The sequence below is a fragment of the Saccharomonospora sp. NPDC046836 genome (assembly GCF_040645195.1).
Taxonomy (GTDB): domain Bacteria; phylum Actinomycetota; class Actinomycetes; order Mycobacteriales; family Pseudonocardiaceae; genus Prauserella_A.
In genome coordinates, this window is the sequence record NZ_JBEYXW010000054.1 from 1 (window position 1) to 25,917 (window position 25,917).

The 25,917-nt window shown below is 68.1% G+C and carries 15 protein-coding genes, 3 rRNA genes and 2 pseudogenes; 7 read left to right on the plus strand and 13 right to left on the minus strand.

The window, feature by feature from the left end; genetic code table 11:
• Nucleotides 1-1,131: DEAD/DEAH box helicase (locus ABZ863_RS32850; RefSeq protein ID WP_358543441.1), on the minus strand; the 1,131-nt coding region annotated here is incomplete at its 3' end.
• A 208-nt stretch (nt 1,132-1,339) separates the two neighbouring features.
• Between ABZ863_RS32850 and ABZ863_RS32855 the strand changes: the two genes are divergently transcribed.
• Nucleotides 1,340-1,945 carry a GNAT family protein gene (locus tag ABZ863_RS32855; RefSeq protein WP_128462437.1) on the plus strand — a complete coding sequence of 202 codons (606 nt, stop codon included), beginning with the start codon at nt 1,340-1,342 and terminating at the stop codon, nt 1,943-1,945.
• A 227-nt stretch (nt 1,946-2,172) separates the two neighbouring features.
• Entirely contained in the window at nt 2,173-3,414 is a 1,242-nt protein-coding gene (locus ABZ863_RS32860; protein WP_023417416.1) for a crosslink repair DNA glycosylase YcaQ family protein, read from the plus strand.
• Nucleotides 3,415-3,467: 53 nt separating this feature from the next.
• Here ABZ863_RS32860 and ABZ863_RS32865 read toward each other — a convergent pair whose 3' ends face one another.
• From ABZ863_RS32865 to mtnA, 7 genes are all read right to left on the minus strand, one after another.
• The gene (locus tag ABZ863_RS32865) at nt 3,468-4,271 is read right to left on the minus strand and encodes a response regulator transcription factor (RefSeq protein ID WP_033949584.1); all 804 of its coding nucleotides are present in this window, start codon (nt 4,269-4,271) and stop codon (nt 3,468-3,470) included.
• Nucleotides 4,272-4,462: 191 nt separating this feature from the next.
• A complete protein-coding gene (raiA, locus tag ABZ863_RS32870; protein ID WP_023417418.1) occupies nt 4,463-5,188 on the minus strand; it encodes a ribosome-associated translation inhibitor RaiA in 726 nt (241 codons plus the stop codon).
• A gap of 282 nt (nt 5,189-5,470) precedes the next feature.
• The gene (locus ABZ863_RS32875) at nt 5,471-6,268 is read right to left on the minus strand and encodes a ComF family protein (RefSeq protein ID WP_358543433.1); all 798 of its coding nucleotides are present in this window, start codon (nt 6,266-6,268) and stop codon (nt 5,471-5,473) included.
• 213 nt (nt 6,269-6,481) lie between these two features.
• The gene (locus tag ABZ863_RS32880) at nt 6,482-8,236 is read right to left on the minus strand and encodes an LpqB family beta-propeller domain-containing protein (protein ID WP_358543435.1); all 1,755 of its coding nucleotides are present in this window, start codon (nt 8,234-8,236) and stop codon (nt 6,482-6,484) included.
• 133 nt (nt 8,237-8,369) lie between these two features.
• Nucleotides 8,370-10,535: an MtrAB system histidine kinase MtrB gene (gene mtrB / locus ABZ863_RS32885; protein ID WP_037969482.1), complete on the minus strand. Its 2,166-nt coding sequence runs from the start codon at nt 10,533-10,535 to the stop codon at nt 8,370-8,372.
• 1 nt (nt 10,536) lies between these two features.
• On the minus strand, nt 10,537-11,214 hold the full coding sequence (gene mtrA / locus ABZ863_RS32890; RefSeq protein WP_003950455.1) for a two-component system response regulator MtrA: 678 nt from the start codon (nt 11,212-11,214) through the stop codon (nt 10,537-10,539).
• A gap of 15 nt (nt 11,215-11,229) precedes the next feature.
• Entirely contained in the window at nt 11,230-12,375 is a 1,146-nt protein-coding gene (gene mtnA, locus ABZ863_RS32895) for an S-methyl-5-thioribose-1-phosphate isomerase (RefSeq protein WP_037787140.1), read from the minus strand.
• A gap of 137 nt (nt 12,376-12,512) precedes the next feature.
• On the opposite strand from mtnA, the gene ABZ863_RS32900 reads away from it, so the two are divergent.
• From ABZ863_RS32900 to ABZ863_RS32915, 4 genes and pseudogenes are all read left to right on the plus strand, one after another.
• The gene (locus ABZ863_RS32900) at nt 12,513-13,799 is read left to right on the plus strand and encodes a hypothetical protein (RefSeq protein ID WP_128462433.1); all 1,287 of its coding nucleotides are present in this window, start codon (nt 12,513-12,515) and stop codon (nt 13,797-13,799) included.
• Nucleotides 13,800-14,474: 675 nt separating this feature from the next.
• Nucleotides 14,475-14,831: pseudogene (locus tag ABZ863_RS32905) on the plus strand (hypothetical protein); the annotation flags it as partial.
• 602 nt (nt 14,832-15,433) lie between these two features.
• Nucleotides 15,434-15,589 (plus strand): hypothetical protein, encoded by a 156-nt coding sequence (locus ABZ863_RS32910; RefSeq protein WP_358196747.1) that lies wholly within the window; start codon nt 15,434-15,436, stop codon nt 15,587-15,589.
• A pseudogene (locus tag ABZ863_RS32915) lies at nt 15,586-16,562 on the plus strand (MoxR family ATPase). The gene ABZ863_RS32910 and the pseudogene ABZ863_RS32915 overlap by 4 nt, the downstream one beginning before the upstream one ends.
• Nucleotides 16,563-17,450: 888 nt before the next feature.
• Here the strand turns inward: ABZ863_RS32915 and rrf are convergent.
• From rrf to ABZ863_RS32935, 4 genes are all read right to left on the minus strand, one after another.
• A 5S ribosomal RNA gene (rrf, locus tag ABZ863_RS32920) occupies nt 17,451-17,567 on the minus strand.
• A 95-nt stretch (nt 17,568-17,662) separates the two neighbouring features.
• Nucleotides 17,663-20,785: ribosomal RNA gene (locus tag ABZ863_RS32925) — 23S ribosomal RNA — on the minus strand.
• Nucleotides 20,786-21,106: 321 nt separating this feature from the next.
• Nucleotides 21,107-22,633: ribosomal RNA gene (locus tag ABZ863_RS32930) — 16S ribosomal RNA — on the minus strand.
• Together the 16S, 23S and 5S rRNA genes form the textbook arrangement of a ribosomal RNA operon.
• Before the next feature lie 678 nt (nt 22,634-23,311).
• On the minus strand, nt 23,312-23,857 hold the full coding sequence (locus tag ABZ863_RS32935) for a MarR family transcriptional regulator (RefSeq protein WP_023418161.1): 546 nt from the start codon (nt 23,855-23,857) through the stop codon (nt 23,312-23,314).
• 105 nt (nt 23,858-23,962) lie between these two features.
• On the opposite strand from ABZ863_RS32935, the gene ABZ863_RS32940 reads away from it, so the two are divergent.
• On the plus strand, nt 23,963-25,297 hold the full coding sequence (locus ABZ863_RS32940; protein WP_358543438.1) for an MFS transporter: 1,335 nt from the start codon (nt 23,963-23,965) through the stop codon (nt 25,295-25,297).
• Between the two features lie 55 nt (nt 25,298-25,352).
• Here ABZ863_RS32940 and ABZ863_RS32945 read toward each other — a convergent pair whose 3' ends face one another.
• A complete protein-coding gene (locus ABZ863_RS32945; RefSeq protein ID WP_358543444.1) occupies nt 25,353-25,820 on the minus strand; it encodes an ATP-binding protein in 468 nt (155 codons plus the stop codon).
• Between the last annotated feature and the right edge of the window lie 97 nt (nt 25,821-25,917).

Genomic DNA, 25,917 nt, shown 5'->3' on the forward strand with positions numbered 1-25,917 from the left:
CTTGTCGTTGTGGTCGTGGCGCTTGTAGAGGCGGAAGAAGTTCTGCAGGGTGATCGTGGCGAGGGTCTGGTTCTCGTCCTTGATGTCCACCCCTTCCTTCGCCTCGATCGCCTGGTGCATGCCCTCGTTGTAGCGGCGGCCGGCGAGAATACGGCCGGTGTGCTCGTCGACGATCATGACTTCGCCGTCGATGACGACGTAGTCCTTGTCCTTCTTGAAGAGTTCCTTCGCCTTGATGGCGTTGTTGAGGTAGCCGACGAGCGGGGTGTTGACCGACTCGTAGAGGTTGTCGATGCCGAGCCAGTCCTCGACCTTCGCGACACCCGACTCGTGGATGGCGACGGTGCGCTTCTTCTCGTCGACCTCGTAGTCGCCGGTCTCCTCGATACCCTTGAGCTGGTTCCCCGCCTCGCCCTTGGTCAGGCGGGTCACGAGCTTCGCGAAGTCGCCGTACCACTTGGTCGCCTGGTCGGCGGGGCCGGAGATGATCAGCGGGGTACGGGCCTCGTCCACGAGGATCGAGTCGACCTCGTCGACGATCGCGAAGTTGTGGCCCCGCTGCACCAGCTCGTCCTTCGACCACGCCATGTTGTCGCGCAGGTAGTCGAAGCCGAACTCGTTGTTGGTGCCGTACGTGATGTCGCAGGCGTACTGCTCGCGGCGCTGGGCCGGGGTCATGTTGGCGACGATGCAGCCGACGCTCAGCCCCAGGAACTTGTGGACGCGCCCCATCATCTCGGAGTCGCGCTCGGCGAGGTAGTCGTTCACCGTGATCAGGTGGACGCCCTCGCCGGAGAGCGCGTTGAGGTAGGCCGGCAGCGTGCCGACGAGGGTCTTGCCCTCACCGGTCTTCATCTCAGCGACATAACCGAGGTGCAGCGCGGCGCCACCCATGAGCTGGACGTCGTAATGACGCTGGCCGAGGACCCGCTTGGCCGCCTCCCGGACGGTCGCGAACGCCTCCGGCAGGAGGTCGTCGAGGCTCTCGCCGTCGGCGTAGCGCTCCTTGTACTCATCGGTGAGGGCGCGCAGCTCGGCGTCGGAGAGGCTGACGAAGTCCTCTTCGATGGAGTTGACCTGGTCCGCGATGCGGTGCAGCTTGCGCAGGATCTTGCCTTCGCCTGCACGCATGAGCTTTGAGAGGACGGACACGGGGGTTGGTCTCCTTGCCGGTCGGGCCTGGCACGGTCGGAATTCTCTTGGGCAACGGCCATCGTATGCGAGGACCCCACCGCGCCGGGAGGTCTGCCATCACGACAACGGACGGGCCACCGCGAACGTGCCGGGGCGGTTCCCGCGCTCCTGGCGCCGGAACGCTCGGCACCTGCATCATCACGGGATGGAGCCGATCACTCTCGCGACCGCGCGCCTCACCCTGCGGGCGCTGACAGCGGCGGACGTCGACGCCGTGTACGGGGCGTGCCAGGACGGCGCGATCCAGCGGTGGACCACCGTCCCGTCTCCGTACCGTCGCGCGGACGCCGAGTATTTCGTGAACCGGGTCTGCCCCGAGGGGTGGCAGCAGGGAACCGAGTTCACCTTCGGCGCCGTGGACGCCGCCGGCCGCGGCGCCCTGGTGGCGGCGATCGGTCTGTCGATGCGCGCGACGCGGACCGCGGAGCTCGGCTTCTGGACGGCCGCGGAGTACCGCGGCCGGGGCCTGATGACGGAGGCGGTCGACGCCGTCACCCGCTGGGGGTTCACCCAGATCCCGCTGGACCGGATCGTGTGGCGGGCCGAAGTGGGCAACGCGGCCTCCCGCGCGACGGCCCTGCGTGCCGGGTTCGTCCCCGAAGGGACCGAACGCGCGGGCATCCTCAACAACGGCGTCCGCCGGGACTGCTGGGTCGCGGCACTGCTCCCCACCGATGTGGGCCTCCCTTCCACGGACGCCTACGTGCCGGCGCGCACACCCGCCGCCCGCCCGGCGCCGGCCGCAGACTAGCGGCGGGACGGCCTCTCGCCCCACCCTCGCCTTCGGGATCTCCGGGGCAGCCACGCGCCGCACCACCGCCCACAGCACGGTCATCAGGACCACGATCCGCCTCACCGCCCGCACCTCCCTCCACACGGTTCGTCACTCTCTGTAACGACCATGCCCGGCTCCGGGCTCGCCAACCCCCCGATTCGGGATCAATTCACGGTGTCAGTGCCACGTCCTACAGTGCGCTCATGACGAGTCTGCCGAGCGCCGCCGACACCCAGGCCGCCCACCGCCCCGTCGCCAGCCTCTCCGCTGACGAAGCCCGTCGCGTCGCGCTGCGCGCACAGGGTTTCCTGGGTGCACCGGACCGCCGCGCCGGCGTCCGCGGCGTCCTCCGGGCCACCGGCGCCGTGCAGCTGGACACCATCTCCGTCCTGGCCCGCTCCCACGAGCTGGTGCCGTACGCCCGCCTGGGCGCCGTCGGCCGCCCGACCGTGGAAGCCGCCTACTGGAGCTGCGACGCGGACGGCTCGCCGCACGCCTTCGAGTACTGGTCGCACGCGGCCTGCATCCTGCCCGTCGAGGAGTGGCCTCACTTCGCCTTCCGCCGCCGCGCCTACCGCGACCGCCCGCACTGGCACCACGACCTGCCGCAAGCCGCCTACGACAAGGTGATCGCCCAGCTGACGGCCGAAGGCCCGCTCACCGCCTCGGAGCTGGGCGGCGCCAAGAACGGCGGCGAGTGGTGGGACTGGTCGGAAACGAAGATCGCCGTCGAGCGGGCGCTCATGTACGGCGAGGTCGTGTGCACCAGCCGACGCGGCTGGAAGCGTGTCTACGACCTCGCCGAGCGCGCCATCCCGGCTCCGCTCCTCCACGACGCCCTGGACGACCAGGCATGCCTGCGCGAGTTGGTCGGCCAGGCAGGCCGGGCGCTGGGCGTCGGCACCCGCTCCGACCTCGCCGACTACCACCGGATCAAGGGAGAGAGCTTCGACTCGGTGATCGCCGACACCAGCCTGGTCCCGGTCGAGGTCGAGGGCTGGGCCAAGCCCGCATGGGCCGACCCGGCGGCCCTGAGCACACCTCCGCGCGGCCGGCACCGGACCACGCTGCTCTCCCCGTTCGACTCACTGATCTGGGAACGCGCCCGCACGGAACGGATCTTCCGCTTCACGCACCGGCTGGAGGCGTACACCCCGAAGGCCAAGCGGTTGTACGGCTACTTCGCGATGCCCGTCCTCGCGGGCGGCAAGCTGGTGGGCCGCGTGGACCCCGCGCGTTCCGGCGACACCCTCGTGGCCCGGCACGTCGCCCTAGGCGGGGACCTGCCGGGAAGTCCCGGTCCTGCCAAGTCCGTCGGAGCGACGGCGGTGGCTCTCGCCGAGGCGGCACGCTGGGTGGGCTGCACCGAGGTGCGGGTGGAACACATGACGCAGCCGGAGTTGCGCCCCGCGCTCACCGCCGAACTGGCAGCCGCACTGAGCTGAGCGTGACGCGGAGACGGTGGCGCCGGGGCGTGGGCGCCGTTGACTCCGCGGTCTCAGCGGATCTCCAGGATCTTCTCCCGCATCGCGTAGACCACAGCCTCCATACGCGAGTGGAGCTGGAGTTTCTCCAGGATGTTGCGGACGTGGTTCTTCACCGTGTTCTCGCTGATGAACAATTCCTTCGCGATATCGCGATTGTTCATCCCGGTGGCGACGAGCTTCAGCACCTCCAGTTCGCGATCGGTGAGCCGCGGAGCGGGAACGAGCCGGCGCTCGTCCGTCCGCTGGATCATCGATTTGAACTCGGTGAGCAGTTTCGAGGCCATGGACGGGCTGATCTGCGACTGGCCGTCCGCGACCGCCCGAATCGCCGTCGCCACTTCGTCGGTGGAGATCTCCTTCAGCAGGTAGCCCGTGGCGCCCGCCTTGATGGCCTCGTAGAGATCGGCCTCTTCGTCGCTGATGGTGAGCATGATGATTTTGGCACTGGGTGCCACTTCTTTGATGGCCGTGCACGCTTCGATGCCGCCACGCTTCGGCATCCTCACGTCCATCAAGACGATGTCGGGCAGGAGGTCGGCGGCCTTCTCCACCGCTTCGGCGCCGTCGCCGGCCTCACCGATGACCTCGATGTCCTCTTCCGCCTCGAGCACGATCTCCAGTCCGCGGCGGAACAGGGCGTGATCGTCCACGACAAGTACCCGGATCGGCTCCACCGGGTCATCCTCGAACTCTTCCTCCAGGTCGGGGCCGCGCGAGGCGAACCCCGGCAACCCGCTGACCACGCCTCGCCCCGCACCTGCGCCGGAGCCCGTAGCGGGCCCGCCATTGTGCAACGGTCCGAAAGTCTCCGGCATCGTTCCTCCCCCTGAAGGCCGTGGCCCGTCTCACCGTGCCTCCCCAACCTGGGGCGGCCGTACGCCGGTTGACCGGCTCGGTCATGATTTCATGCCACGGCGGCGGCGCGCGGCAGAGCTACGGAGACGGGTGCGCCCCCGGGGGCGCACCAACGCTCCCGGGGGCACTCGCGCGGACCTGTCGCGACGGCTCAGCCGCCCAGTGCGCCTCCGGCGCCGCCTACGGGCGCCTCGGCCACCATCGGGTCGGTCCGGAGATGGATCACGCCGTAGTCGTACGCGTGACGCCGGTAGACCACCGCGGGCTCCTTGGTCTCCGAGTCGACGAACAGATAGAAGTCGTGCCCGACCAGCTCCATCTCGTAGAGCGCCTGGTCCAGCGACATGGGAGCAGCCGCGTGGGTCTTCTCGCGGACGATCAGCGGCCCTTCGCCCTGAACCTCCAGAGAACCCATCCGAGTGGTCTTGACGGCCTCTTCGTCCTGCTCCGTGATGAGGGTGCCGTCGCTGGCGAGCCGGGCCGCGTCCGGAATGTGGTCCACGACCTCGGCCGCGGAGAGGCGCCCCGTGCCCCGACGGGAGTATCGCTTGTCGTGCTCCTTGCGCATGCGCGCGTCGAGCTTGGCGGTGGCCAGGTCGAGGGCCGCGTACGGGTCGGCCGCCGACGCCTCGGCCCGGATCACGGGTCCACGGGAGCGGACCGTGATCTCGACCCGGTCCTTCCGCTCGGACTGCCTCGGGTTCGGTTCCTTGGACACCTCGACGTCCAGGCTGATCACCTTGCCGTCGAGCTTCTGGAGCTTCTCCAGCTTCAACTTGTCGGCCACGTGCTTGCGGAACCGCTCGGGCACCTCGGTCTTGCGTCCCTTGACGACGATGTCCACGCAGAACTCCGTTCCCGGATCGCTCCGCTTCATGAGCGGAGCATCTTCCTTTTGCACCGGCTCCGGATCGTTCCGGAGCCTCGGACTCGGTGACTTACACCTCCTCCTCCCCGCGGGACCGGGCTCTTCACCTCACCGATACGAGTGAACGATCACGTCACCGCACCGGCAATTCGGTTATTGGGGGAATGCTGTCAAGGCATTCCTCCCCACCGAACATATCCCGCTCGGAGGGATGCCGTCACCCTCTACCGCCGCGTACCTCCATTCAGGTGAATCAACCCCCTCACCATCTGCAACGATGGAAGCTCCTCGTCAGTTCCAGTTTATTTCGAAGGACGACGATGAAGAGGCGATGACCGCCGCGCGCGGAAGCCATGCCCCACGACTTCCCCGGAAGTCCGGCGGGTACCCGTCCGATCGGCCCTCCATGAGTCCCGGGCCACGGTTCCAATTGTCCTCCTCCCAGCTCTCGCGCACCGCCCGAGCGGCCTCGGCCAGCGTCGCGCCGGTCGTCATCAGGTCATCGACCAGGACCACGCGCCCCTTCGCCAGCACGGCCCCACCACCCGGGACCACCCGTAGAGCTCCGGCGACATTGGCCGCGCGGCCCTCCGCGTCCAGTCCGCTCTGGTCCGACACCCGCCGCCGCTGCCTGAGGAGAGGCGCGGCTCCCGCCGGCACTCCTGCCCGGCGCAGCTCCGTCGCCGCGCACGAGGCCATCCGGCGCACCGGGTCGTGGCCACGCGACCGCACGGCCCGCGGCGCCGAGGGAACCGGCACCAGCAGGACGTGCCCCGCCCGCGGCAGGTGACGTGAAACCGGGCTCGCGTGCACGACCGAGGCCAGCACGGCGCCCAGCACGCGCGCCAGCCAGAGCGCCCCACGCTCCTTGTGCTCCAGCAGCAGGGCACGAGCCGCCCCCTGGTACGGAACGGCGGCCCGTACGGCCGGAAGACCGGCGGGGGCCGGGTGCGGCCGTACCGGACGCGCCATTCCACCGCCGATCTCCGCCAGGCACCGCCGGCAGAGCCGCGTCCCGTACTCCCCGCACCCGGCGCAGTCGAGCGGCAACATCAGGTCGCTGAACGCCCGCCACCACCATGTGTCCATGCCGTGCACACTGCAGCCGGAGCGCCTGCGACACCGGATCCTGGGGACAGTCGGCCGCTTGTGGACAACTCCGTCACCGCATCGGGTGAAACCGCCCCGAGATCGACTTTCCGGGCATCGACCGGGAGGCATGCGGGCATGCAGCCACACATGACGCATTCCGAACACACGCTCGGTCGCCACCCGGCCGACAGCTTTCCGAACAGCCCGGCTTCAGCCGGGGTAGACGGGGGCCGCGCCCTCCTTGACCACCGTCTGCCAGTTCCCGCCGGGAGGAAGCCGCACGATCCCGTCATCCGAGCGCGCCACCAGCGGCAGCCGGTCGTTCTCGGAGGCGGTGATCTCCTTGACGCCGGTGAGCGCGGGCAGCGAGCCGCCGGACGGCGTGGACCCGTCGCTCTGCACGTACCGCAGCTGCTGGACACCGCCGGATTCCCGTCCGACGACGACCAGGCGGCTGCCGCCGGCCCAGGACATGGCGGTGATCTCCTCCATGTGCGGTGCGGCCGTACGCAGCTCGGTCACCGCCACCTGAGAGGAGTCGCCGTCCGTCTGGCGTTCCACCCTGCCGATCCGGAGCGAGGTCCGGTCGTCCTCGGCGACGATCAGGGCGACACGGACGCCGTCGGCGGAGATGCGGACGGCCCGGACAGAGCCTTCCCCGAGCCCTGTCACCCTGACCTCCTGCGCCTCCTCCGCGCCCTGCTCGAGCCGCAGCAGACGGGAGCGCGCACCGTCGCGGTCCGCTATCCACAGATCCCCTCTGCCGTCCCAGCTGGGGGCGGAGAGGCGCTCCTCCTCGGACTCGGCCCGGCTGCGTATCTCGGTCTTCTTCAGCCCGTCCCCCGAGGTGAGCGAGCCGACGAAGAGGGACCGCCCGTCGAGCGAGACCCCGGCGGCCCGCTCCTCGTCCCGCGAGACCGCGGCCGACCTCAGGCCCTGCTCACCGACGCCGAAGCCACCGGGCACCGGTTCCGCGCTCGACCCGCTCTCCCCGTCGGCACCCCCGGTCATCCGCACCAGCCGGTGACCGTCGTCCACGAAGTACTGGTAGTCCGGGTGGCCGGCCGTGACCGCCGGCACCACACTGTCCGCCCGGTTCTCGTCCAGGACGCACAGCTGGGAGCCGTTCGACCGCAGCAGCTCCACCTCGCCCACACCGGACGAGGTGAGGTCACGCAGGGTGAAGAGCAGCTGGGTCGCCATCCGCACGCACTGCGCCTGGCCGACCCGGTCGGCCTGCTTGTTGAGCGGCACCTTCAGCCGGCTCTGGTCGTCGGGGACCAGAGCCTTCGTGGCGGACTTCAGCCGCGTGCCCTCCGGGAAGACGGAGTCCACGACCGGGGCGATCCAGTCGCTCGGGCCGGAGAGCACCGACCGCACGGCCTCCGTCACGGGGTCTATGCGCTGCCGGACGTAGACCGGGTCGGCGACGAGGCCGACGGGCCTGCCGGGCTGCTGGGACGCCTCGGTCGCCCAGTAGTACTTGTTGACCGGGCGGTAGATGCGCAGGAAGTCCGACTCCCCGAGAACCACGCCGGTGGGAGGCGCGTCGATACGCCACTGCATGCCGTCCGGCCCCTTCACCTCCACGAGGTGGATGGGCTCGCTGTAGGCACCCTCGGACGGCTGGTAGGCCCGCTGCTGGTCCACCCTGGCGACCATCCGGCCGGTCAGCGTGTACTGGAACCCGCCGTCGCGGCCGGACCGGGCGCGTTCCGCCCCCCGGTTGGGCCCGTCCCGCAGGACCGTGGTGCTGCGCTCCGGCTCCCAGTTGTCCGCCGCTTCCTCCGTCAGGTACTCCCTGGCTATCGAGAACTCAGGGTCATCGCTGGTCAGAGCCTCGAGGAAGCCGTCGAGTATCTCCTCGGGCCGGGCTCCGTCCCGCGGCGGGACCCCGAAGACCCGGACCTGCGCGTCGGTCCGCTGGGTGGCGTCGACGGCGGTCACATCACCGCTGTCGGGCATGGAGGCACACCCGGCGAGCAGGGCGGCGGCCGCCGCCGTGGCGCAGAGCGACGTCCCGGAACGCCAGGGTCTCCTCTCCTCGGCACCCTCATGCGCCGCCCGGGACCGCCGCACGCCGCTCCGACGACCGCTGTCACTCCCCACGGTGGCCCCCCTCCTCGCCCTCACGCCCCGCCCGCGCGGTGCCTTCTGTTCGCTCATCCGGGCGCCGGTCCGGGGCAGCCCCCGAGGCGACCGGCGCCGTCTCCCCCGCCAGGTGCTCCCTGGAGCCCTCCGGGGAGCCGGACCGTGCCACCACCCGGGAACCGCTGCCGGGCAGCGCGGTCGGGTCCACCACGGGCCGGGGCGCCGCCCGCGAGGGCAGTCGGCACCGGTCTGCCCTGTCCTCCGTGCCGGTCCGACTGGCGGCCGAGAGTCGCGCCAGGCCGACGCCCGGCGCGTGCAGCACGGTGGTCGCCACATCGGTACGCGGCGCGGGTGCCACGGGAGGCACAGGCTTCTGCTCGTCCGCCTGAGCGCCCTGGTTCCGCCGGGAGTCGGCGGGTTCCAGGGGTATCGGCGATCCACGCAGCGCCTCGTCGGCGGTACGCGGCACCGTCAGCCGGAACTGCGAGCCCCCGCCCGGCTCGCCCCACGCCTGGAGCCAGCCGCCGTGCAGCCGCGCGTCCTCCAGGGCGATCGAGAGTCCGAGCCCGGTCCCGCCCGTCGTCCTGGCCCGCGCGGGGTCGGCTCGCCAGAAGCGGCTGAACACCCTGGTCGCCTCCCCCGGCTTCAGCCCGACCCCGTAGTCGCGGACCGCGACGGCCACGGCCCCGCCGGCCGATGCCAGCCGTACGACCACGTCCCGGCCCTCGCCGTGCTCCACCGCGTTCACCACGAGGTTCCTCAGCACGCGCTCCACACGCCGGGGGTCCACCTCGGCGACGACGGGCTGCTCGTCACCGAGGACCCGGATCCGGGTGCCCTTGCGCTCGGCGAGCAGTTCCGCGCCGCCGACGACGCGGCGGACCACGTCGCGCAGGTCGGTGGGCTCAGCCTCCAGGGCCGCCGCCCCAGCGTCGAAACGGCTGATCTCCAGGAGGTCGGCGAGGAGCGACTCGAACCGGTCGAGCTGGTCGGCGAGCAGTTCGGCGGAGCGTGCGGTGACGGGGTCGAAGTCCTCGCGCGCCTCGTGGATGACGTCCGCGGCCATCCGCACCGTCGTCAGCGGCGTCCGCAGTTCGTGGGAGACGTCCGAGACGAAGCGGCGCTGCATCCGGGACAGGTCCTCGAGCTGCTGGATCTTGAGCTGGAGGTTCTGCGCCATCTTGTTGAACGCCTCGCCGAGGCGGGCGATGTCGTCCTCGCCGGTGACCTTCATCCGTTCCTGGAGGCGCCCGGCCGACAGCCGCTCGGCGATCCCGGCCGCCATCCGGACCGGCGTCACGACCTGCCGGACCACGACCCAGGCGATGGCCCCGAGCAGCACCACGACGAACAGGCCGGCGGTGGCCAGCGTGGTCTTGATCAGGGTGAGGGACTTCTCCTCCTGCGTCAGCGGGAAGAGGTAGTAGAGCTGGTAGGCGTCGCCGTTGGGGTCGTTCAGGCGCTTGCCGATGACCAGTCCGGGCTGCGAAGCCTGGCTGGCGTAGGTGATCCGGGTGTAGCTCTGGTACAGCCCGCCCGGCGATCCGGCGGTCTCGTCCACGGCCCGCCGCAGGTCGACCGGCACGCTCTGCACGGGCACGACGCCGCCGGAGGCGCGGGGCCCCCGGATGCTCCCCGCGTCGTCGAGCGCGTCGGCGCTGAGCGCGACGACGTCGAACGCCGACTGGCCGCCGCTGGACAACTGCTCGACCAGGTCGGACATCCACACCATGGCGTTCTGGGTGCGTCCGTCGGCCACGCCCCCGTCCTGGGCGGACCGGGCACTGGCGGTGTCCGCCTTGTCCTGCGCGACCTGGAAACCGCCGCGGGCCTGGCTCTGGGCGGCCCGCTGCTTGGCGTCGAGCAGGCCGTTGCGCACCTGCCCGATCACCACGAAGCCGAGCAGCAGCACGACGCCGAGCGACATCAGCAGCGTGGTCACGACGACCTTCAGCTGGATGCTGCGACGCCACAGGCGCACCGCTGGGAGCAGCGGGCGCCGCACCCAGCGGGCGAAGAGGCGCAGGAAGGGGCTGCTGGGAACCCCTCCCTGGAGTACCCGTCGGCTCTCCCTGAGCCAGCCGAGGCCCGGGCCCCTGTCCGTCCGTCCGACAGGCCGCCCGGCGCCGTTGCCCTGTTCCTGCGACGGCGGGGCGGCACTGTCCCTGCTCATCTCAGCTCGGTCCGGCCTTGTAGCCGACCCCGCGCACGGTCACCACGATCTCGGGGCGCTCCGGGTCACGCTCGACCTTGGAACGCAGCCGCTGGACGTGCACGTTTACCAGCCGGGTGTCGGCTGCGTGCCGGTAGCCCCACACCTGCTCCAGGAGGACCTCCCTGGTGAAGACCTGCCACGGCTTGCGGGCCAGCGCCACCAGCAGGTCGAATTCGAGCGGCGTCAGCGCGATGGACTGGCCGTCCCGCTTCACCGAGTGCCCGGCGACGTCGATGACGAGGTCGCCGATGGTGAGCTGCTCGGGCGCCGGCTCCTCCGACCTGCGCAGGCGCGCCCGGATACGGGCGACCAGCTCCTTGGGCTTGAACGGCTTCACGATGTAGTCGTCGGCGCCGGACTCCAGTCCGACCACCACGTCCACCGTGTCGCTCTTGGCTGTGAGCATGACGATCGGTACACCGGACTCCGCCCTGATCAGGCGGCACACTTCGATTCCGTCGCGGCCAGGCAGCATCTGGTCGAGAAGCACCAGGTCCGGCTTGGTCTCACGGAAGGCAGCGAGAGCCTTGTCGCCGTCAGCGACGAACGAGGGTTCGAAGCCTTCACCGCGCAGCACAATCCCGAGCATTTCCGCCAATGCGGTGTCGTCGTCGACGACGAGAACGCGTCCCTTCATTACGACATCATCCCATTAGCTCATCGATACCTGGCGTGACCTGGCGCACAGCTGCTCCAACGCCCCTTCGGTCACGGGCGAGACAACGCCCCATTCGGTCACCACGGCGGTCACCAGTTCCGGAGGCGTCACATCGAACGCCGGGTTGTACGCCTGCGTCCCCAGGGGAGCGATCGGCACACCGCCGCCCGCTTCCCCGCCGACACCACGCCCCGGCGGCGAGATCGCCTCCGTCACCTCGTGACCGCTCCGCTGCTCGACCTCGATGGCCGCCCCGTCCGGGGTGCCCATGTCGATCGTCGTCACCGGCGCGACCACGATGAACGGCACATGGTGGTAGCGCGCCAGCACGGCGAGCGGATAGCTCCCCACCTTATTCGCCACCGAACCGTCCGCCGCTATCCGATCGGCTCCGATCAGCACGGCATCCACCTCCCCCGCCGCGAGAAGCGAGCCCGCGGCGCTGTCAGTGAGCAGTGTGTACGGCATTCCGTGCCGTGCCGCCTCGTAGGCGGTGAGCCGCGCGCCCTGCAGCAGCGGCCGCGTCTCGTCGACCCACAGGCGGCGGAGCTTCCCCTCCCGGTGCGCGGCCAGGGCCACCGCGAACGCGGTCCCCTCGCCCCCGGAGACCAGCGCCCCGGTGTTGCAGTGGGTGAGAAGGCGGTGCTGCCCGCCGGGAACCAGCTCGTCGAGGAGCGCGAGCCCTTCCCGGGCCATGCGCCGGCTGCTCTCGGCGTCCTCCTGGTGCAGGGCTCGGGCGGCGGCGAGGGCCGCGGCAGCGGCCGTCTGCTCGTCCCCGCCTGCGGCGGCCGCCGCCGCGTGGGCCTCCTGGGCTCTTCGGACCCCGCGTGCGAGGTTGACCGCGGTGGGCCGGGCCCCGGCCAGCATCCGCGCGGCGTCGGCGACGTCGAAGCCGCGCACGGCGGCGAGCGCGACCCCGTAGGCGCCCGCGATACCCAGGAGCGGCGCGCCCCGCACCGCCAGTGTCCGGATCGCCTCGACCAGGGCCGGAGCGTCGGTGCAGGCCAGCTCGCTCTCCTCCCCGGGCAACCGTGTCTGGTCGAGCAGCACCAGCACGGGCCCTTCGGGCGGCTCCTCCCAGCGGAGGGCGGGAATCGAGTCCGGTATGTCCGCGGAACCTCGTGTGAACTGATCAGCCATCCGTTCAGTCTGCCCTGTGGACACCCGGCAAAAGAAGGCGTGGACAGCGATGGGGGCCGGTCGGTGTCGGACGTGCCCGTGGGACCATGGCTGACAACCGGCCGCCGCGACCGCGCGGGCACCGTGAAGGAGCGACGATGAACGACACTCCGGGCTGGGCAGCGCCCGGACCTGGCCCCTCGGACGACCGTGACCGCGACCACGAGGGCGCGACGCCCGAGGGAGCGGAGGGCACGGGCCCCGGCACCTCTCCGTCGAAGTGGTCCAAGGAGCAGCCGCCTCCGGGCCAGTGGTCGGCCCCCGGGACGACAGGCTCCGGGTCCGGCGCCGGTGACAGCTGGGGCGGGCGTCGCACCCGTGCGGAGAGCGGTGACCGGACGCCACCATCCGGCGGTGGCTGGGGTGACGGCGGCTGGACCCAGCCTCCCGCCGCGGCCAGGCCCGGGGTCATCCCGCTCCGCCCGCTCGGTGTGGGCGAGATCCTCGACGGTGCCGTCTCCACGCTCCGTGCGCACTGGCGCACCGTGCTCGGCATATCGCTGATGATCGCGGTGGCGACGCAGGTGGTGCTGATCCTGCTGCAGCGCTTCGTGCTGCGCGACTCCGTCGACGTCGCGGCGCTCGAGGACCCCTCGGCGACGACCGACGAACTCCTCTCCGCCATGGGCGGCGCGCTGCTCGACTCGGGCCTCGTTCTGCTCGTCTCGCTGCTCGGCACCATCGTGGCGACCGCTCTGCTGACCATGGTGACGAGCAGGGCGGTGCTCGGGAAGCCGGTGTCCCTCTCCGACGCCTGGCGCGACGCCCGCCCGCAGTTGCCCCGGCTCGCCGGCCTGACGCTGCTGCTGCCCCTGATCGCCATCGGCGTCGTGGCCGTCGCGATGGTGCCCGGCGCACTCCTCGGCGTGGCCTCCGGTTCGGACGGCGCGGCCGCGCTGCTGGCCCTCGGGGCGCTCGGGGGCGCCGGCGTGGCCGTCTGGCTCACGATCCGCTTCTCCCTCTCCTCGGCCGCGCTGATGCTGGAGAAGCAGGGCGTCGTCAAGGCCATGCGGCGGTCGGCGAAGCTGGTCCGCGGCTCGTGGTGGCGCGTCTTCGGCATCCAGCTGCTGGCGCAGCTCCTCGTGATCATCATGTCGTCGATCATCCTCCTGCCCTTCTCGCGGGTGGCCGCCGTCATCACCGGTGAGAGCGCCGCGAGCGCCCTCGACGAGATGGTCGTCACCAACTTCGGCTGGACGTACCTGATCATCACCGGCATCGGCTCGGTGATCGGCGCCATGCTGACGCTGCCGATCGTGGCCGGCGTGACCGTGCTGCTCTACATCGACCAGCGCATTCGCCGCGAAGCCCTCGACGTCGAACTGACGAGAGCAGCCGCCACGCAGAGCCAGGAGAGCCCGCCGCCGTCCGCATCCGGGAGCTGATGCTGTGTCCTGGCGGGGGATGTCCGGGCGGTCCCGGCCACCGCCGCGCACGGTGACGGTGGGCCACCCGCGTCCTGGGACCGTGCCCCGGCCCGGGAAGCAGCCCGCCGGGAACTCTCCACCCCCCGGTACCACAAACACGACCCGAACCTCCTCCAAAGAGCTTGGACCGCCTTCTGGGGCTGGGTCCAGTACCTCTTCGACGCCGCCGCCGGTGCCACGCCTGGCGGTGGTGTCGGTGTGGCCGTGATCGTCCTCGCCCTGATCGCGCCGGCCAGCGCCCTGCGCCCGGGCCGTACTGCCCGCGCCTCCACACTTTCCGCCGCTGCCTTCGACGCCCACCGACGCGCACCGCCACCGAACACCGCGCCCAGGCCGAGGCGTACGCCCTGGACCACGACTGGAACGGCGCGGCGCAGGGGTCGATGCGTGCCCTGGACCACTTCCAGGAGGAACGCGGCCTCCTCAGCCCGCGCCCCGGGGCGCACCGCCGACGAGAAGACGTACCGCCACCTCACCGCTCTGGACGCGGCCCTCCGCCGCGCGTGACCGACCGACAGCACCGCGAGGACCCCGGCAGGGCACCCATGACCAGCCCCTGCCCGGTCTCGCCACGGAATTCCGCCTCTGTGGGCGCGCTCTCGCGGCGTCCTGCTGGCCGTGCTGCTCATCGTCGTGGCCGGGATCATCCTGGCCGTCCTCCAACAGCGCGACGAGAACGGCGGTCTGGACCCCTCCTCCTACGATCCACGCGGCAGCCGGGCCCTGGCCGCACTCCTCGCTCACGACGGCATCCGGGTACAGCCGGTCGACACCTCACCGCTCTCCGCGAACCGGCAGGCCCGGACCCCACCCTGCTGGTCCCCGCCCTCGACCGGCTCGCCGGCGAGCAGCCGGTCGGCCCTGCGCTCCACCGCAGCCGAGGCAGATGCGCGGCTCGTGCTCGTCGCCCGAGGCTCGTCCTCCCTCACCGGGCTCGCGCCGGGCACCGAGGCGAGGCCCCCGGCCGAGCGGTCGACCGTCGCCCCGGCCTGCGCGTTCCCGGCCGCACAGCGCGCGGGCGACGCCGACGTGGCAGGTCTGCGGTGCTCCACCGACGCGTCCGGCGCCGAACCCCGCCACCCCTCCGCCGGCCGGCCTCCTTGTTCCGCCTCCCCGCCCAGGCGCCGGCCACGGAAGGCACACCGGCGTCGCCCGAGACCATCCTTCTGGGCTCCTCGGACATCCTGCACAACGACCGGCTCGACGAACACGGCAACGCCTCCCTCGCGCTTCAACTCCTCGACTCCTGCCCGCGCCTGCTCTGGTGCCTCTCCCCTCTTCCACCGACGCGTCCGCCGCGCCGGAGAGACCTCGCGGCTTCCTCGAACTGGTCCCCGCAGGCTGGCGATGGGCCAGTCTGCAACTCTGTTTCGCCGCAGTCCTGGCCGCGATCTGGCGCGGCCGCCGCCTGGGCCCCGTTGTCCGCGAGGACCTGACCGTCGTCGTACGGGCCTCGGGGACGACAGAGGCCGGGCCCGCCTCTACCACCGGGCGGACGCCCGCGACCAGGCCGCCGCCCTGCTACTCCGAGCCTCCCGCGCCCGTCTCGCCGAAGTCACGGTGTCGCGGCAGCGGACGCCGACACCCCCGAAGTGCTCCCGCCGACCCTCACCGCCCTCCTGGAGAGCCACGCCCCCGACCAGGACCCCGCTTCTCTGCTCTTCGGCCCAGCACCGACCGACGATGCCGGTCTGGTCCGGCTCGCCGACCAACTCGACGCCCTCAGAAGAGAGGTACGCACGTCATGAGAGCACCGCCGCCCGACGCAGACGAGGCCGCGGAGGCCCACGCCGCTCTCGAAGCGGTACGCGCGGAGATCGGGAAGGCCGTGGTCGGCCAGGACCCGGTCGTCACCGGACTGGTCATCGCCCTTCACTCCCGCGGCCACGTCCGGCTGGAGGGCATCCCCGGTGTCGCCAAGACCCTGCTGGTACGCGCCTTGGCCGCGGCGGTCGAACTGGAAACGCACGCGTCCAGTTCACTCCGGACCTGATGCCCAGCGACGTCACCGGCTCCCTCGTCCTCGGCGCCCGCACGTCGAAGTTCTCTTTCAGCCCGGCCCGGTCTTCACCAACCTCCTGCGCGCCTACGAGATCAACCGCACGCTTCCGAAGAGGCAGGCGTCCCTGCTGGAGGCCACGGAGGAGAGCCAGGTGACCGTCGACGGAACTGCACGCCACCTCCCCGAACCCGTTCCTGGTCGCCGCCACGCAGAACCCGGTGGAGTACGAGGGCACGTAGCCCCTACCGGGAGCCCAGTTGGACCGGTTCCTTCTGAACTTGAACGTCTCGCTCCCGCCCAGGGACGACGAGATCGCGCTGCTCTCACGTCGTGCGCGGGGATTCGACCCGCGTGATCTGTCCGCCGCCGGTCTGCCCCCGGTCGCCGGCCCCGCCCAGCTCGACGCTGCCCGTTCAGCAGTCGCCGGCCCCTCCGTCACCCCCGAGATCGCCGCGTACATCGTCGACGTCTGCCGGGCCACCCGCGACTCCCGTCGCTCTCCCCCGGCGCCTCGCCTCGCGGCGCTCCCGCCCTTCTCTCCACCGCACGCGCCTGGCCTGGCTGACCGGCCGTGACCACGTCATCGTGACGAGGTGAAAGCACTCGCCCTTCCCACCCTGCGGCGCCGCGTCCAACTCCGCCCGGAGGCCGAGATGGAAGGCATCACACCCGACGCGATCCTCACCTCTCTCCTCGCCCGCGTCCCCGTCCCTCGGTGAAGGCGACGGACCATGGCTCTCACCGGACGCACCGCCACCTGCTCGCGGACCTCAGCTCCCTCCCCGTCGCACTGCTCGAACCCAGATGGCTGGGGATTATCGCCGTCGACTCCCCCTCGCTGTCGCAATAATGTGCGACTACGCCCCGGCCGCGCCAGTGCGAAAGCTCCGTTTCACTCGATTCGGTGACACAAGCGTTCGACAGGGCGAGATGGCGGAGACCAGTCTCCAGCTCACCAACACGTCATCACGGCCCTCGCGAGCGCTGATCCGCGACGCCTGGCCGCCCAGCAACGCCATACCGGGTACCTCGGCTGCATCCTGGCATCGAGTCGACGTGCCACCGGCGAAACCTGCGAGCTACATACTCAACTCCGCCCCACATGCAGAGGCGAAGCCGTCGCGCACAGCGTCACCGTCCGCTCGTACGGACCGCTGAGGCTCGTCCCCCGAAGGCGACGCGTCCCGCCCCTGGCAGTTTGCGCGCCCTGATCGTGCTCGACGCCGGCCGTACGTCGGCGGGACGCGTGGGAGACGCGCCGCGACTGGACGAGGGGGGGCGAGGCCGCGCCCCAGCTCCTACCGGCCCTGGTGAACAGCCTGGACTCTCTGGAACCACATCTGGTCGCGACCGACACCCGGGGCCTGGCAGCCGAGCTCGGCGGAACGCGACCGCATGGCCGACCTGCTCCACCGACGCGGGGCCACGGTGGTGGACGCACCACCTGCCGATCTGTCCTACGCACCCGCCGACGCCTACCTGTCGACCAAGGCCGCAAGAAAGCTCTGAGCCTCGGTGACAACAGAAAAAAGGGCCCTGAACGCAGAAATGCCTCGGGCCCCGGAAACCTGTTTACACAAGATTTCCAGGGCCCGAGGCCAAAGAAAGTTCGGCGGCGTCCTACTCTCCCACAGGGTCCCCCCTGCAGTACCATCGGCGCTGTAAGGCTTAGCTTCCGGGTTCGGAATGTAACCGGGCGTTTCCCTCACGCTATGACCACCGAAACACTACGAAACACACCAGCAACCACAACCCACTTATCATGGGTGTGTGGTTGGTGTTCGTGGTTTCAGAACCAACACAGTGGACGCGAGCAACTGAGGACAAGCCCTCGGCCTATTAGTACCGGTCAACTCCACCCCTTACAGGGCTTCCATATCCGGCCTATCAACCCAGTCGTCTACTGGGAGCCTTACCCTCTCAAGGAGGTGGGAATACTCATCTCGAAGCAGGCTTCCCGCTTAGATGCTTTCAGCGGTTATCCCTCCCGAACGTAGCCAACCAGCCATGCCCTTGGCAGAACAACTGGCACACCAGAGGTTCGTCCGTCCCGGTCCTCTCGTACTAGGGACAGCCCTTCTCAATATTCCTACGCGCACAGCGGATAGGGACCGAACTGTCTCACGACGTTCTAAACCCAGCTCGCGTACCGCTTTAATGGGCGAACAGCCCAACCCTTGGGACCGACTCCAGCCCCAGGATGCGACGAGCCGACATCGAGGTGCCAAACCATCCCGTCGATATGGACTCTTGGGGAAGATCAGCCTGTTATCCCCGGGGTACCTTTTATCCGTTGAGCGACGGCGCTTCCACAAGCCACCGCCGGATCACTAGTCCCGACTTTCGTCCCTGCTCGACCCGTCGGTCTCACAGTCAAGCTCCCTTGTGCACTTACACTCAACACCTGATTACCAACCAGGCTGAGGGAACCTTTGGGCGCCTCCGTTACTCTTTAGGAGGCAACCGCCCCAGTTAAACTACCCATCAGACACTGTCCCTGATCCGGATCACGGACCCAGGTTAGACATCCAGCACGACCAGAGTGGTATTTCAACGACGACTCCACACACACTGGCGTGCATGCTTCACAGTCTCCCACCTATCCTACACAAGCCGAACCGAACACCAATATCAAACTGTAGTAAAGGTCCCGGGGTCTTTCCGTCCTGCTGCGCGAAACGAGCATCTTTACTCGTAATGCAATTTCACCGGGCCTATGGTTGAGACAGTCGAGAAGTCGTTACGCCATTCGTGCAGGTCGGAACTTACCCGACAAGGAATTTCGCTACCTTAGGATGGTTATAGTTACCACCGCCGTTTACTGGCGCTTAAGTTCTCAGCTTCGCCACACCGAAATGTGACTAACCGGTCCCCTTAACGTTCCAGCACCGGGCAGGCGTCAGTCCGTATACATCGCCTTACGGCTTCGCACGGACCTGTGTTTTTAGTAAACAGTCGCTTCTCGCTGGTCTCTGCGGCCACACCCAGCTCAGAGTGCAAGACTCATCACCAGACATGGCCCCCCTTCTCCCGAAGTTACGGGGGCATTTTGCCGAGTTCCTTAACCATAGTTCACCCGAACGCCTCGGTATTCTCTACCTGACCACCTGAGTCGGTTTAGGGTACGGGCCGCCATAAAACTCGCTAGAGGCTTTTCTCGACAGCATAGGATCATCCACTTCACCACAATCGGCTCGGCATCAGGTCTCAGACTCTATGCCAGGCGGATTTACCTACCTGACGTCCTACACCCTTACCCCGGGACAACCACCGCCCGGGATGGACTACCTTCCTGCGTCACCCCATCACTCACCTACTACCAGCTCGGGCCACCGGCTCCACCACTTTCCATTCCCCGAAGGGTCCGGAACGGCTTCACGGGCTTAGCATCACTGGATTCAATGTTTGACGCTTCACAGCGGGTACCGGAATATCAACCGGTTATCCATCGACTACGCCTGTCGGCCTCGCCTTAGGTCCCGACTTACCCTGGGCAGATCAGCTTGACCCAGGAACCCTTAGTCAATCGGCGCACACGTTTCTCACGTGTGAATCGCTACTCATGCCTGCATTCTCACTCGTGAACCGTCCACAACTCGCTTCCACGGCTGCTTCACCCGGCACACGACGCTCCCCTACCCATCACAGCCCCCGTTAGGAGTATTGCTGCAATGACACGACTTCGGCGGTACGCTTGAGCCCCGCTACATTGTCGGCGCGGAATCACTAGACCAGTGAGCTATTACGCACTCTTTCAAGGGTGGCTGCTTCTAAGCCAACCTCCTGGTTGTCTCTGCGACTCCACATCCTTTCCCACTTAGCGTACGCTTAGGGGCCTTAGTCGATGCTCTGGGCTGTTTCCCTCTCGACCATGGAGCTTATCCCCCACAGTCTCACTGCCGCGCTCTCACTTACCGGCATTCGGAGTTTGGCTAAGGTCAGTAACCCGGTAGGGCCCATCGCCTATCCAGTGCTCTACCTCCGGCAAGAAACACACGACGCTGCACCTAAATGCATTTCGGGGAGAACCAGCTATCACGGAGTTTGATTGGCCTTTCACCCCTAACCACAGGTCATCCCCCAGGTTTTCAACCCTGGTGGGTTCGGTCCTCCACGACCTCTTACAGCCGCTTCAACCTGCCCATGGCTAGATCACTCCGCTTCGGGTCTAGAGCGTGCAACTCAAACGCCCTCTTCGGACTCGCTTTCGCTACGGCTTCCCCACACGGGTTAACCTCGCTACACACCGCTAACTCGCAGGCTCATTCTTCAAAAGGCACGCAGTCACGACGCACCGAGCAAACTCGATGCGCGACGCTCCCACGGCTTGTAGGCACACGGTTTCAGGTACTATTTCACTCCGCTCCCGCGGTACTTTTCACCATTCCCTCACGGTACTATCCGCTATCGGTCACCAGGGAATATTTAGGCTTAGCGGGTGGTCCCGCCAGATTCACACGGGATTTCTCGGGCCCCGTGCTACTTGGGTGTCTCTCAAACGAGCCGCTGATGTTTCGACTACGGGGGTCTTACCCTCTACGCCGGACCTTTCGCATGTCCTTCGCCTACATCAACGGTTTCTGACTCGTCCCACGGCCGGCAGACCGTAAAAGAGAGATCCCACAACCCCGCATGCGCAACCCCTGCCGGGTATCACACACATACGGTTTGGCCTCATCCAGTTTCGCTCGCCACTACTCCCGGAATCACGGTTGTTTTCTCTTCCTGCGGGTACTGAGATGTTTCACTTCCCCGCGTTCCCTCCACACTGCCTATGAGTTCAGCAGCGGGTGACAGCCCATGACGACTGCCGGGTTTCCCCATTCGGAAACCCCCGGATCAAAGCCTGGTTGACGACTCCCCGGGGACTATCGTGGCCTCCCACGTCCTTCATCGGTTCCTGGTGCCAAGGCATCCACCGTGCGCCCTTAAAAACTTGGCCACAGATGCTCGCGTCCACTGTGCAGTTCTCAAACAACGACCAACCACCCACCACCCCGAGACATACATCCCGAGTTCACTGGGGCCGGCAACCGAAGAAACAGCCACATCATGGCCGCTCCCTCAGACACCCAACAGCGTGCCCGACACCCTCAACCTCCCGAACTGTTTTCCACGCCGAAGCAGTACTCACAGTCCCAGCAGACCGAATGTGCCGAATAGTCAACGTTCCACCCATGAGCAACCAGCATCAGACATTCGCTGACGAACTGGCCTCTGGACCACCAAACCCGAAGGCTGGCAGTCAAGAAGTGCTCCTTAGAAAGGAGGTGATCCAGCCGCACCTTCCGGTACGGCTACCTTGTTACGACTTCGTCCCAATCGCCAGTCCCACCTTCGACAGCTCCCTCCCACAAGGGGTTGGGCCACCGGCTTCGGGTGTTACCGACTTTCGTGACGTGACGGGCGGTGTGTACAAGGCCCGGGAACGTATTCACCGCAGCAATGCTGATCTGCGATTACTAGCGACTCCGACTTCATGGGGTCGAGTTGCAGACCCCAATCCGAACTGAGACCGGCTTTTTGAGATTCGCTCCACCTCACGGTATCGCAGCTCATTGTACCGGCCATTGTAGCACGTGTGCAGCCCAAGACATAAGGGGCATGATGACTTGACGTCGTCCCCACCTTCCTCCGAGTTGACCCCGGCGGTCTCCCGTGAGTCCCCAGCACCACAAGGGCCTGCTGGCAACACGGGACAAGGGTTGCGCTCGTTGCGGGACTTAACCCAACATCTCACGACACGAGCTGACGACAGCCATGCACCACCTGTACACCGACCACAAGGGGGCGCCTGTCTCCAGACGTTTCCGGTGTATGTCAAGCCTTGGTAAGGTTCTTCGCGTTGCGTCGAATTAAGCCACATGCTCCGCCGCTTGTGCGGGCCCCCGTCAATTCCTTTGAGTTTTAGCCTTGCGGCCGTACTCCCCAGGCGGGGCACTTAATGCGTTAGCTGCGGCACGGACAACGTGGAATGTTGCCCACACCTAGTGCCCACCGTTTACGGCGTGGACTACCAGGGTATCTAATCCTGTTCGCTCCCCACGCTTTCGCTCCTCAGCGTCAGTATCGGCCCAGAGATCCGCCTTCGCCACCGGTGTTCCTCCTGATATCTGCGCATTTCACCGCTACACCAGGAATTCCGATCTCCCCTACCGAACTCTAGCCTGCCCGTATCGACTGCAGACCCGGGGTTAAGCCCCGGGCTTTCACAACCGACGTGACAAGCCGCCTACGAGCTCTTTACGCCCAATAATTCCGGACAACGCTTGCGCCCTACGTATTACCGCGGCTGCTGGCACGTAGTTAGCCGGCGCTTCTTCTGCAGGTACCGTCACTTTCGCTTCTTCCCTGCTGAAAGAGGTTTACAACCCGAAGGCCGTCATCCCTCACGCGGCGTCGCTGCATCAGGCTTTCGCCCATTGTGCAATATTCCCCACTGCTGCCTCCCGTAGGAGTCTGGGCCGTGTCTCAGTCCCAGTGTGGCCGGTCGCCCTCTCAGGCCGGCTACCCGTCGTCGCCTTGGTGAGCCACTACCTCACCAACAAGCTGATAGGCCGCGGGCTCATCCTGCACCGCCGGAGCTTTACACCATCCACCATGCGGCAGACGGTCATATCCGGTATTAGACCCCGTTTCCAGGGCTTGTCCCAGAGTGCAGGGCAGATTGCCCACGTGTTACTCACCCGTTCGCCACTAATCCCCGCCCGAAAGCGGTTCATCGTTCGACTTGCATGTGTTAAGCACGCCGCCAGCGTTCGTCCTGAGCCAGGATCAAACTCTCCGTGAATGTGTACCCGTAATCGGGTGCAACAGACATGAGAGCGGTACGACAAGGAGGAATAGTCCCTGCCGCACACAGCGTCCTCGCTGTTGTATTTCAAAGGAACCTCAACCAACCAGAAACCTGGCCGGTCGGGGTATCAACATATCTGGCGTTGACTTTTAGCACGCTGTTGAGTTCTCAAGGAACGGACGCTTCCTTCGTACTCACCCTCTCGGGCTTTCCTCCGGGCGCTTCCCTTCGGTATTTCGTGTTCCCGACTCTACCAGACTCTTTCGTGTCCGATTTCCTCGGTGCCTTTCCGGTTCCAGCTCCGCGTTTCCGCTTCGCTTTTCCCTTTCCGGCGGTTCCGACTCTATCAGATCCTTTCGGGCCTGATTCCCAGTCAGCGGGTCTCGTCCTCGCGGCTGTTAGGCCGTTCCGACGTCCAGAACCCTAGTGGATTCCCGCCGCAACTCATAATCGGGCCGATGCGGTCCGAGCGAGATGCATCAGTTCCGGAAAGCGAATTCCAGGCGGCCATGACGGCATGCCGAGAATCGTCCCGGAAGGGATCCTGCTGGGGTGTGGAGTGCCGCGACCTTGCGCGGCTGAGGTGCTGCCCGGAGCACCTGTCGGGCTGTGGCAGCTCGGGGTACCTTACAGATCCGGCCGGGGCGTGTCAACCCCGGTCTGCGGTCCGTCTCAGTCCAGGTCCGCGAGCCGGCCCTCGGCGTCCGGCTGGGCGTCCTCGACCCTGCGCAGGAGCCGGGTCAGCACCTCGCCGAGCTTGTTCCGCTCGCCGTCGTCGAGGTCTTGGAGCAGCTCCTCCTCGAAGACGCTGGCGAGCCGCATGGCGTCCAGCCACTTCTCGCGGCCCTCGGGCGTGATCTCCACGATCACCCGGACCCGGTTCGCCTCGTCGCGGTCCCGGGTGACCAGGCCCTCGGCGACCATGCGGTCGATGCGGTGGGTCATGGCGGCCGGGGTCAGGCCCAGGCGCTTGGCCAGCTCGCCCGGACCGAGCCGGTACGGGGCGCCGGAAAGGACGAGGGCCTTGAGGACCTCCCACTCGGCGTTGGTCAGGTCGAGGGCGGCGGTCTGCCGGTTGTAAGCGACGTTCATCCGCCGGTTGAGGCGTCCCAGGGCCGAGACGATCTGCTCCACCTGGGGGTCGAGGTCCTGAAACTCCCGCTGGTAGGCGGCGATCTGCTCCTCGATGGACGGCTCGGCGTCAGGGGTGTCGGCCATGGGCGGCAGTATGGCACGGCTCGCCTTGGCGTTGAAGTTCTTCGGCATGTATCGTTTAGCTTCGAAGTTTAGCTCTGAAGTCTTACGACTCTAAGGCAGGTGAAAGTGACCAGGGCGATGGGTGCGGCGCTGCACAGGATTCAGCTGGGCAGTGCCCTCGCTGCGTTCGGGATCGGGTTCACGGTCCCGTTCCTCTACGTCTACGTGGCGCAGGTGCGTGGGCTGGGTGCGGGTACGGCGGGGTTCGTCCTCGCCGCGTTCGCGATGGCGGCGCTGGTCGTCCTGCCGGTGGTGGGGCGGGTGATCGACCGGCGCGGGCCACTGCCCGTCGTCGTGGCCGCCTCCGTACTGGGTGCGGTGGGCGCGCTCTGCCTGGGGTTCGCCTCGACCGCGGTGACCGCGGTGCTGGCGGCGACGCTGCTGGGCGCCGGTTCGGCCGTGCTGCAGCCGGCCCTGGCCACGATGATCGTCTGGTGCTCCACGCCGCTGACCCGCACCCGGGCCTTCACCATGCAGTTCTTCCTGCAGAACCTCGGCCTCGGCGTGGGCGGGCTCATCGGTGGCCAGATCGTGGACGAGCACCGGTCGGGGTCGTTCCTGCTGCTCTTCTCGATCGAGGCGGTGATGTTCCTGGTACTGGCCGGCGTCGCCCTCACCGTGCGCCTGCCGCAGAGCCCGGTCATCACGGACCAGGCGCCCGGGGCCGAGGCTCCTGCCGGCGGCGGGGGCATTCGGGCGCTGCTGCGCCACCGCGCCATGATGCAGCTGTGCGTGCTGGGCTTCGTGCTGTTCTTCGCCTGCTACGGCCAGTTCGAGTCGGGCCTGTCCGCCTACGGCGTGGAGGCGGCGGGCATCTCCCCGTCGACGCTGGGTGTGGCGCTGGCGGCCAACACCGCGATGATCGTGATCGCGCAGTTCGCGGTCCTGAAGCTGGTCGAGCGGCGTCGGCGCAGCCGGGTCGTGGCGCTGGTCGGGCTGATCTGGACGGTGGCCTGGCTGGCCGCCGGTTACGCCGGTCTCGGGCACGGCAGCGAGGCCATGGCGACGGCCGCTTTCATCTCCACGTACGCGCTCTTCGGGCTCGGTGAGGCGATGCTGGCGCCGACGGTGGCGCCGCTGGTGGCGGACCTGGCGCCGGCGCGGATGGTGGGGCAGTACAACTCGGCCTTCGCGCTGGTGAAGCAGTTGGCGCTGGCGGTGGGGCCCGCGGTGGGCGGGCCGATGGGGGCGACGCTGCACGGGCCGTACATCGTGACGTTCGTGCTGTTCTCGCTGCTGATCTCGGTGCTGGCGCTGCGGCTGGGGCGGGTGCTGCTGCCTCAGCAGGACAAGCCGGAGCCGGTGGGGAGCCGGGTGGTCGCGGTGGGGCGTCCGGAGGAGGGCGCCGTAGCGGCCGTACCGGTCGTGGGGACGGCCGAGTCGACGCCGTCGCGCGTGTAGGAGTCGTACGGAGCGCGTCCGTCCCCTGACCGGGGGCGGGCGCGCTGTTCGCGTGTCAGGTGGTGGGGAGGGCGAATTCGCACCAGACGGACTTGCCTCCGCCGGGGGTGCGTCTGCTGCCCCAGCTGGAGGCGATGGTGGCGATGATGGCGATCCCGCGGCCGGCCTCGTCGCCCGCCTCGGCTCGGCGGCGGCGCGGGAGGTGGTCGTCGCCGTCGGTGACCTCGATGATCAGGCGGCGGTCGGTTCTGCGGAGTCTGAGGCGCATCGGCGGGGTGCCGTGCTGGAGGGAGTTGGCGACCAGTTCGCTGGCGGCCAGGACGCCGAGGTCGTGGAGGTCGGGCGGGAACCGCCAGCTGGTGAGGACCCCGGAGGCGAAGGCGCGGGCCCGGGGTGCGGCCTCGACGCCGCCGAGCAGGTCGAGGGCGGCGTTCCGGAAGAGTTCCGCGTCGCCGCCGGCGCGGGCGGGGTGCTGGAGGACGAGGACGGCGACGTCGTCGTCGTGGGCCTCGGTGACCCCCAGGGCCGCGTAGCGACGCGTAGGAGCTGCCGCCTGCTGGACGTATGGGACATTCGAACTCCGTTGTCCGTCAGGAGCGGTTTCGCTGGGTCAGCTGCTG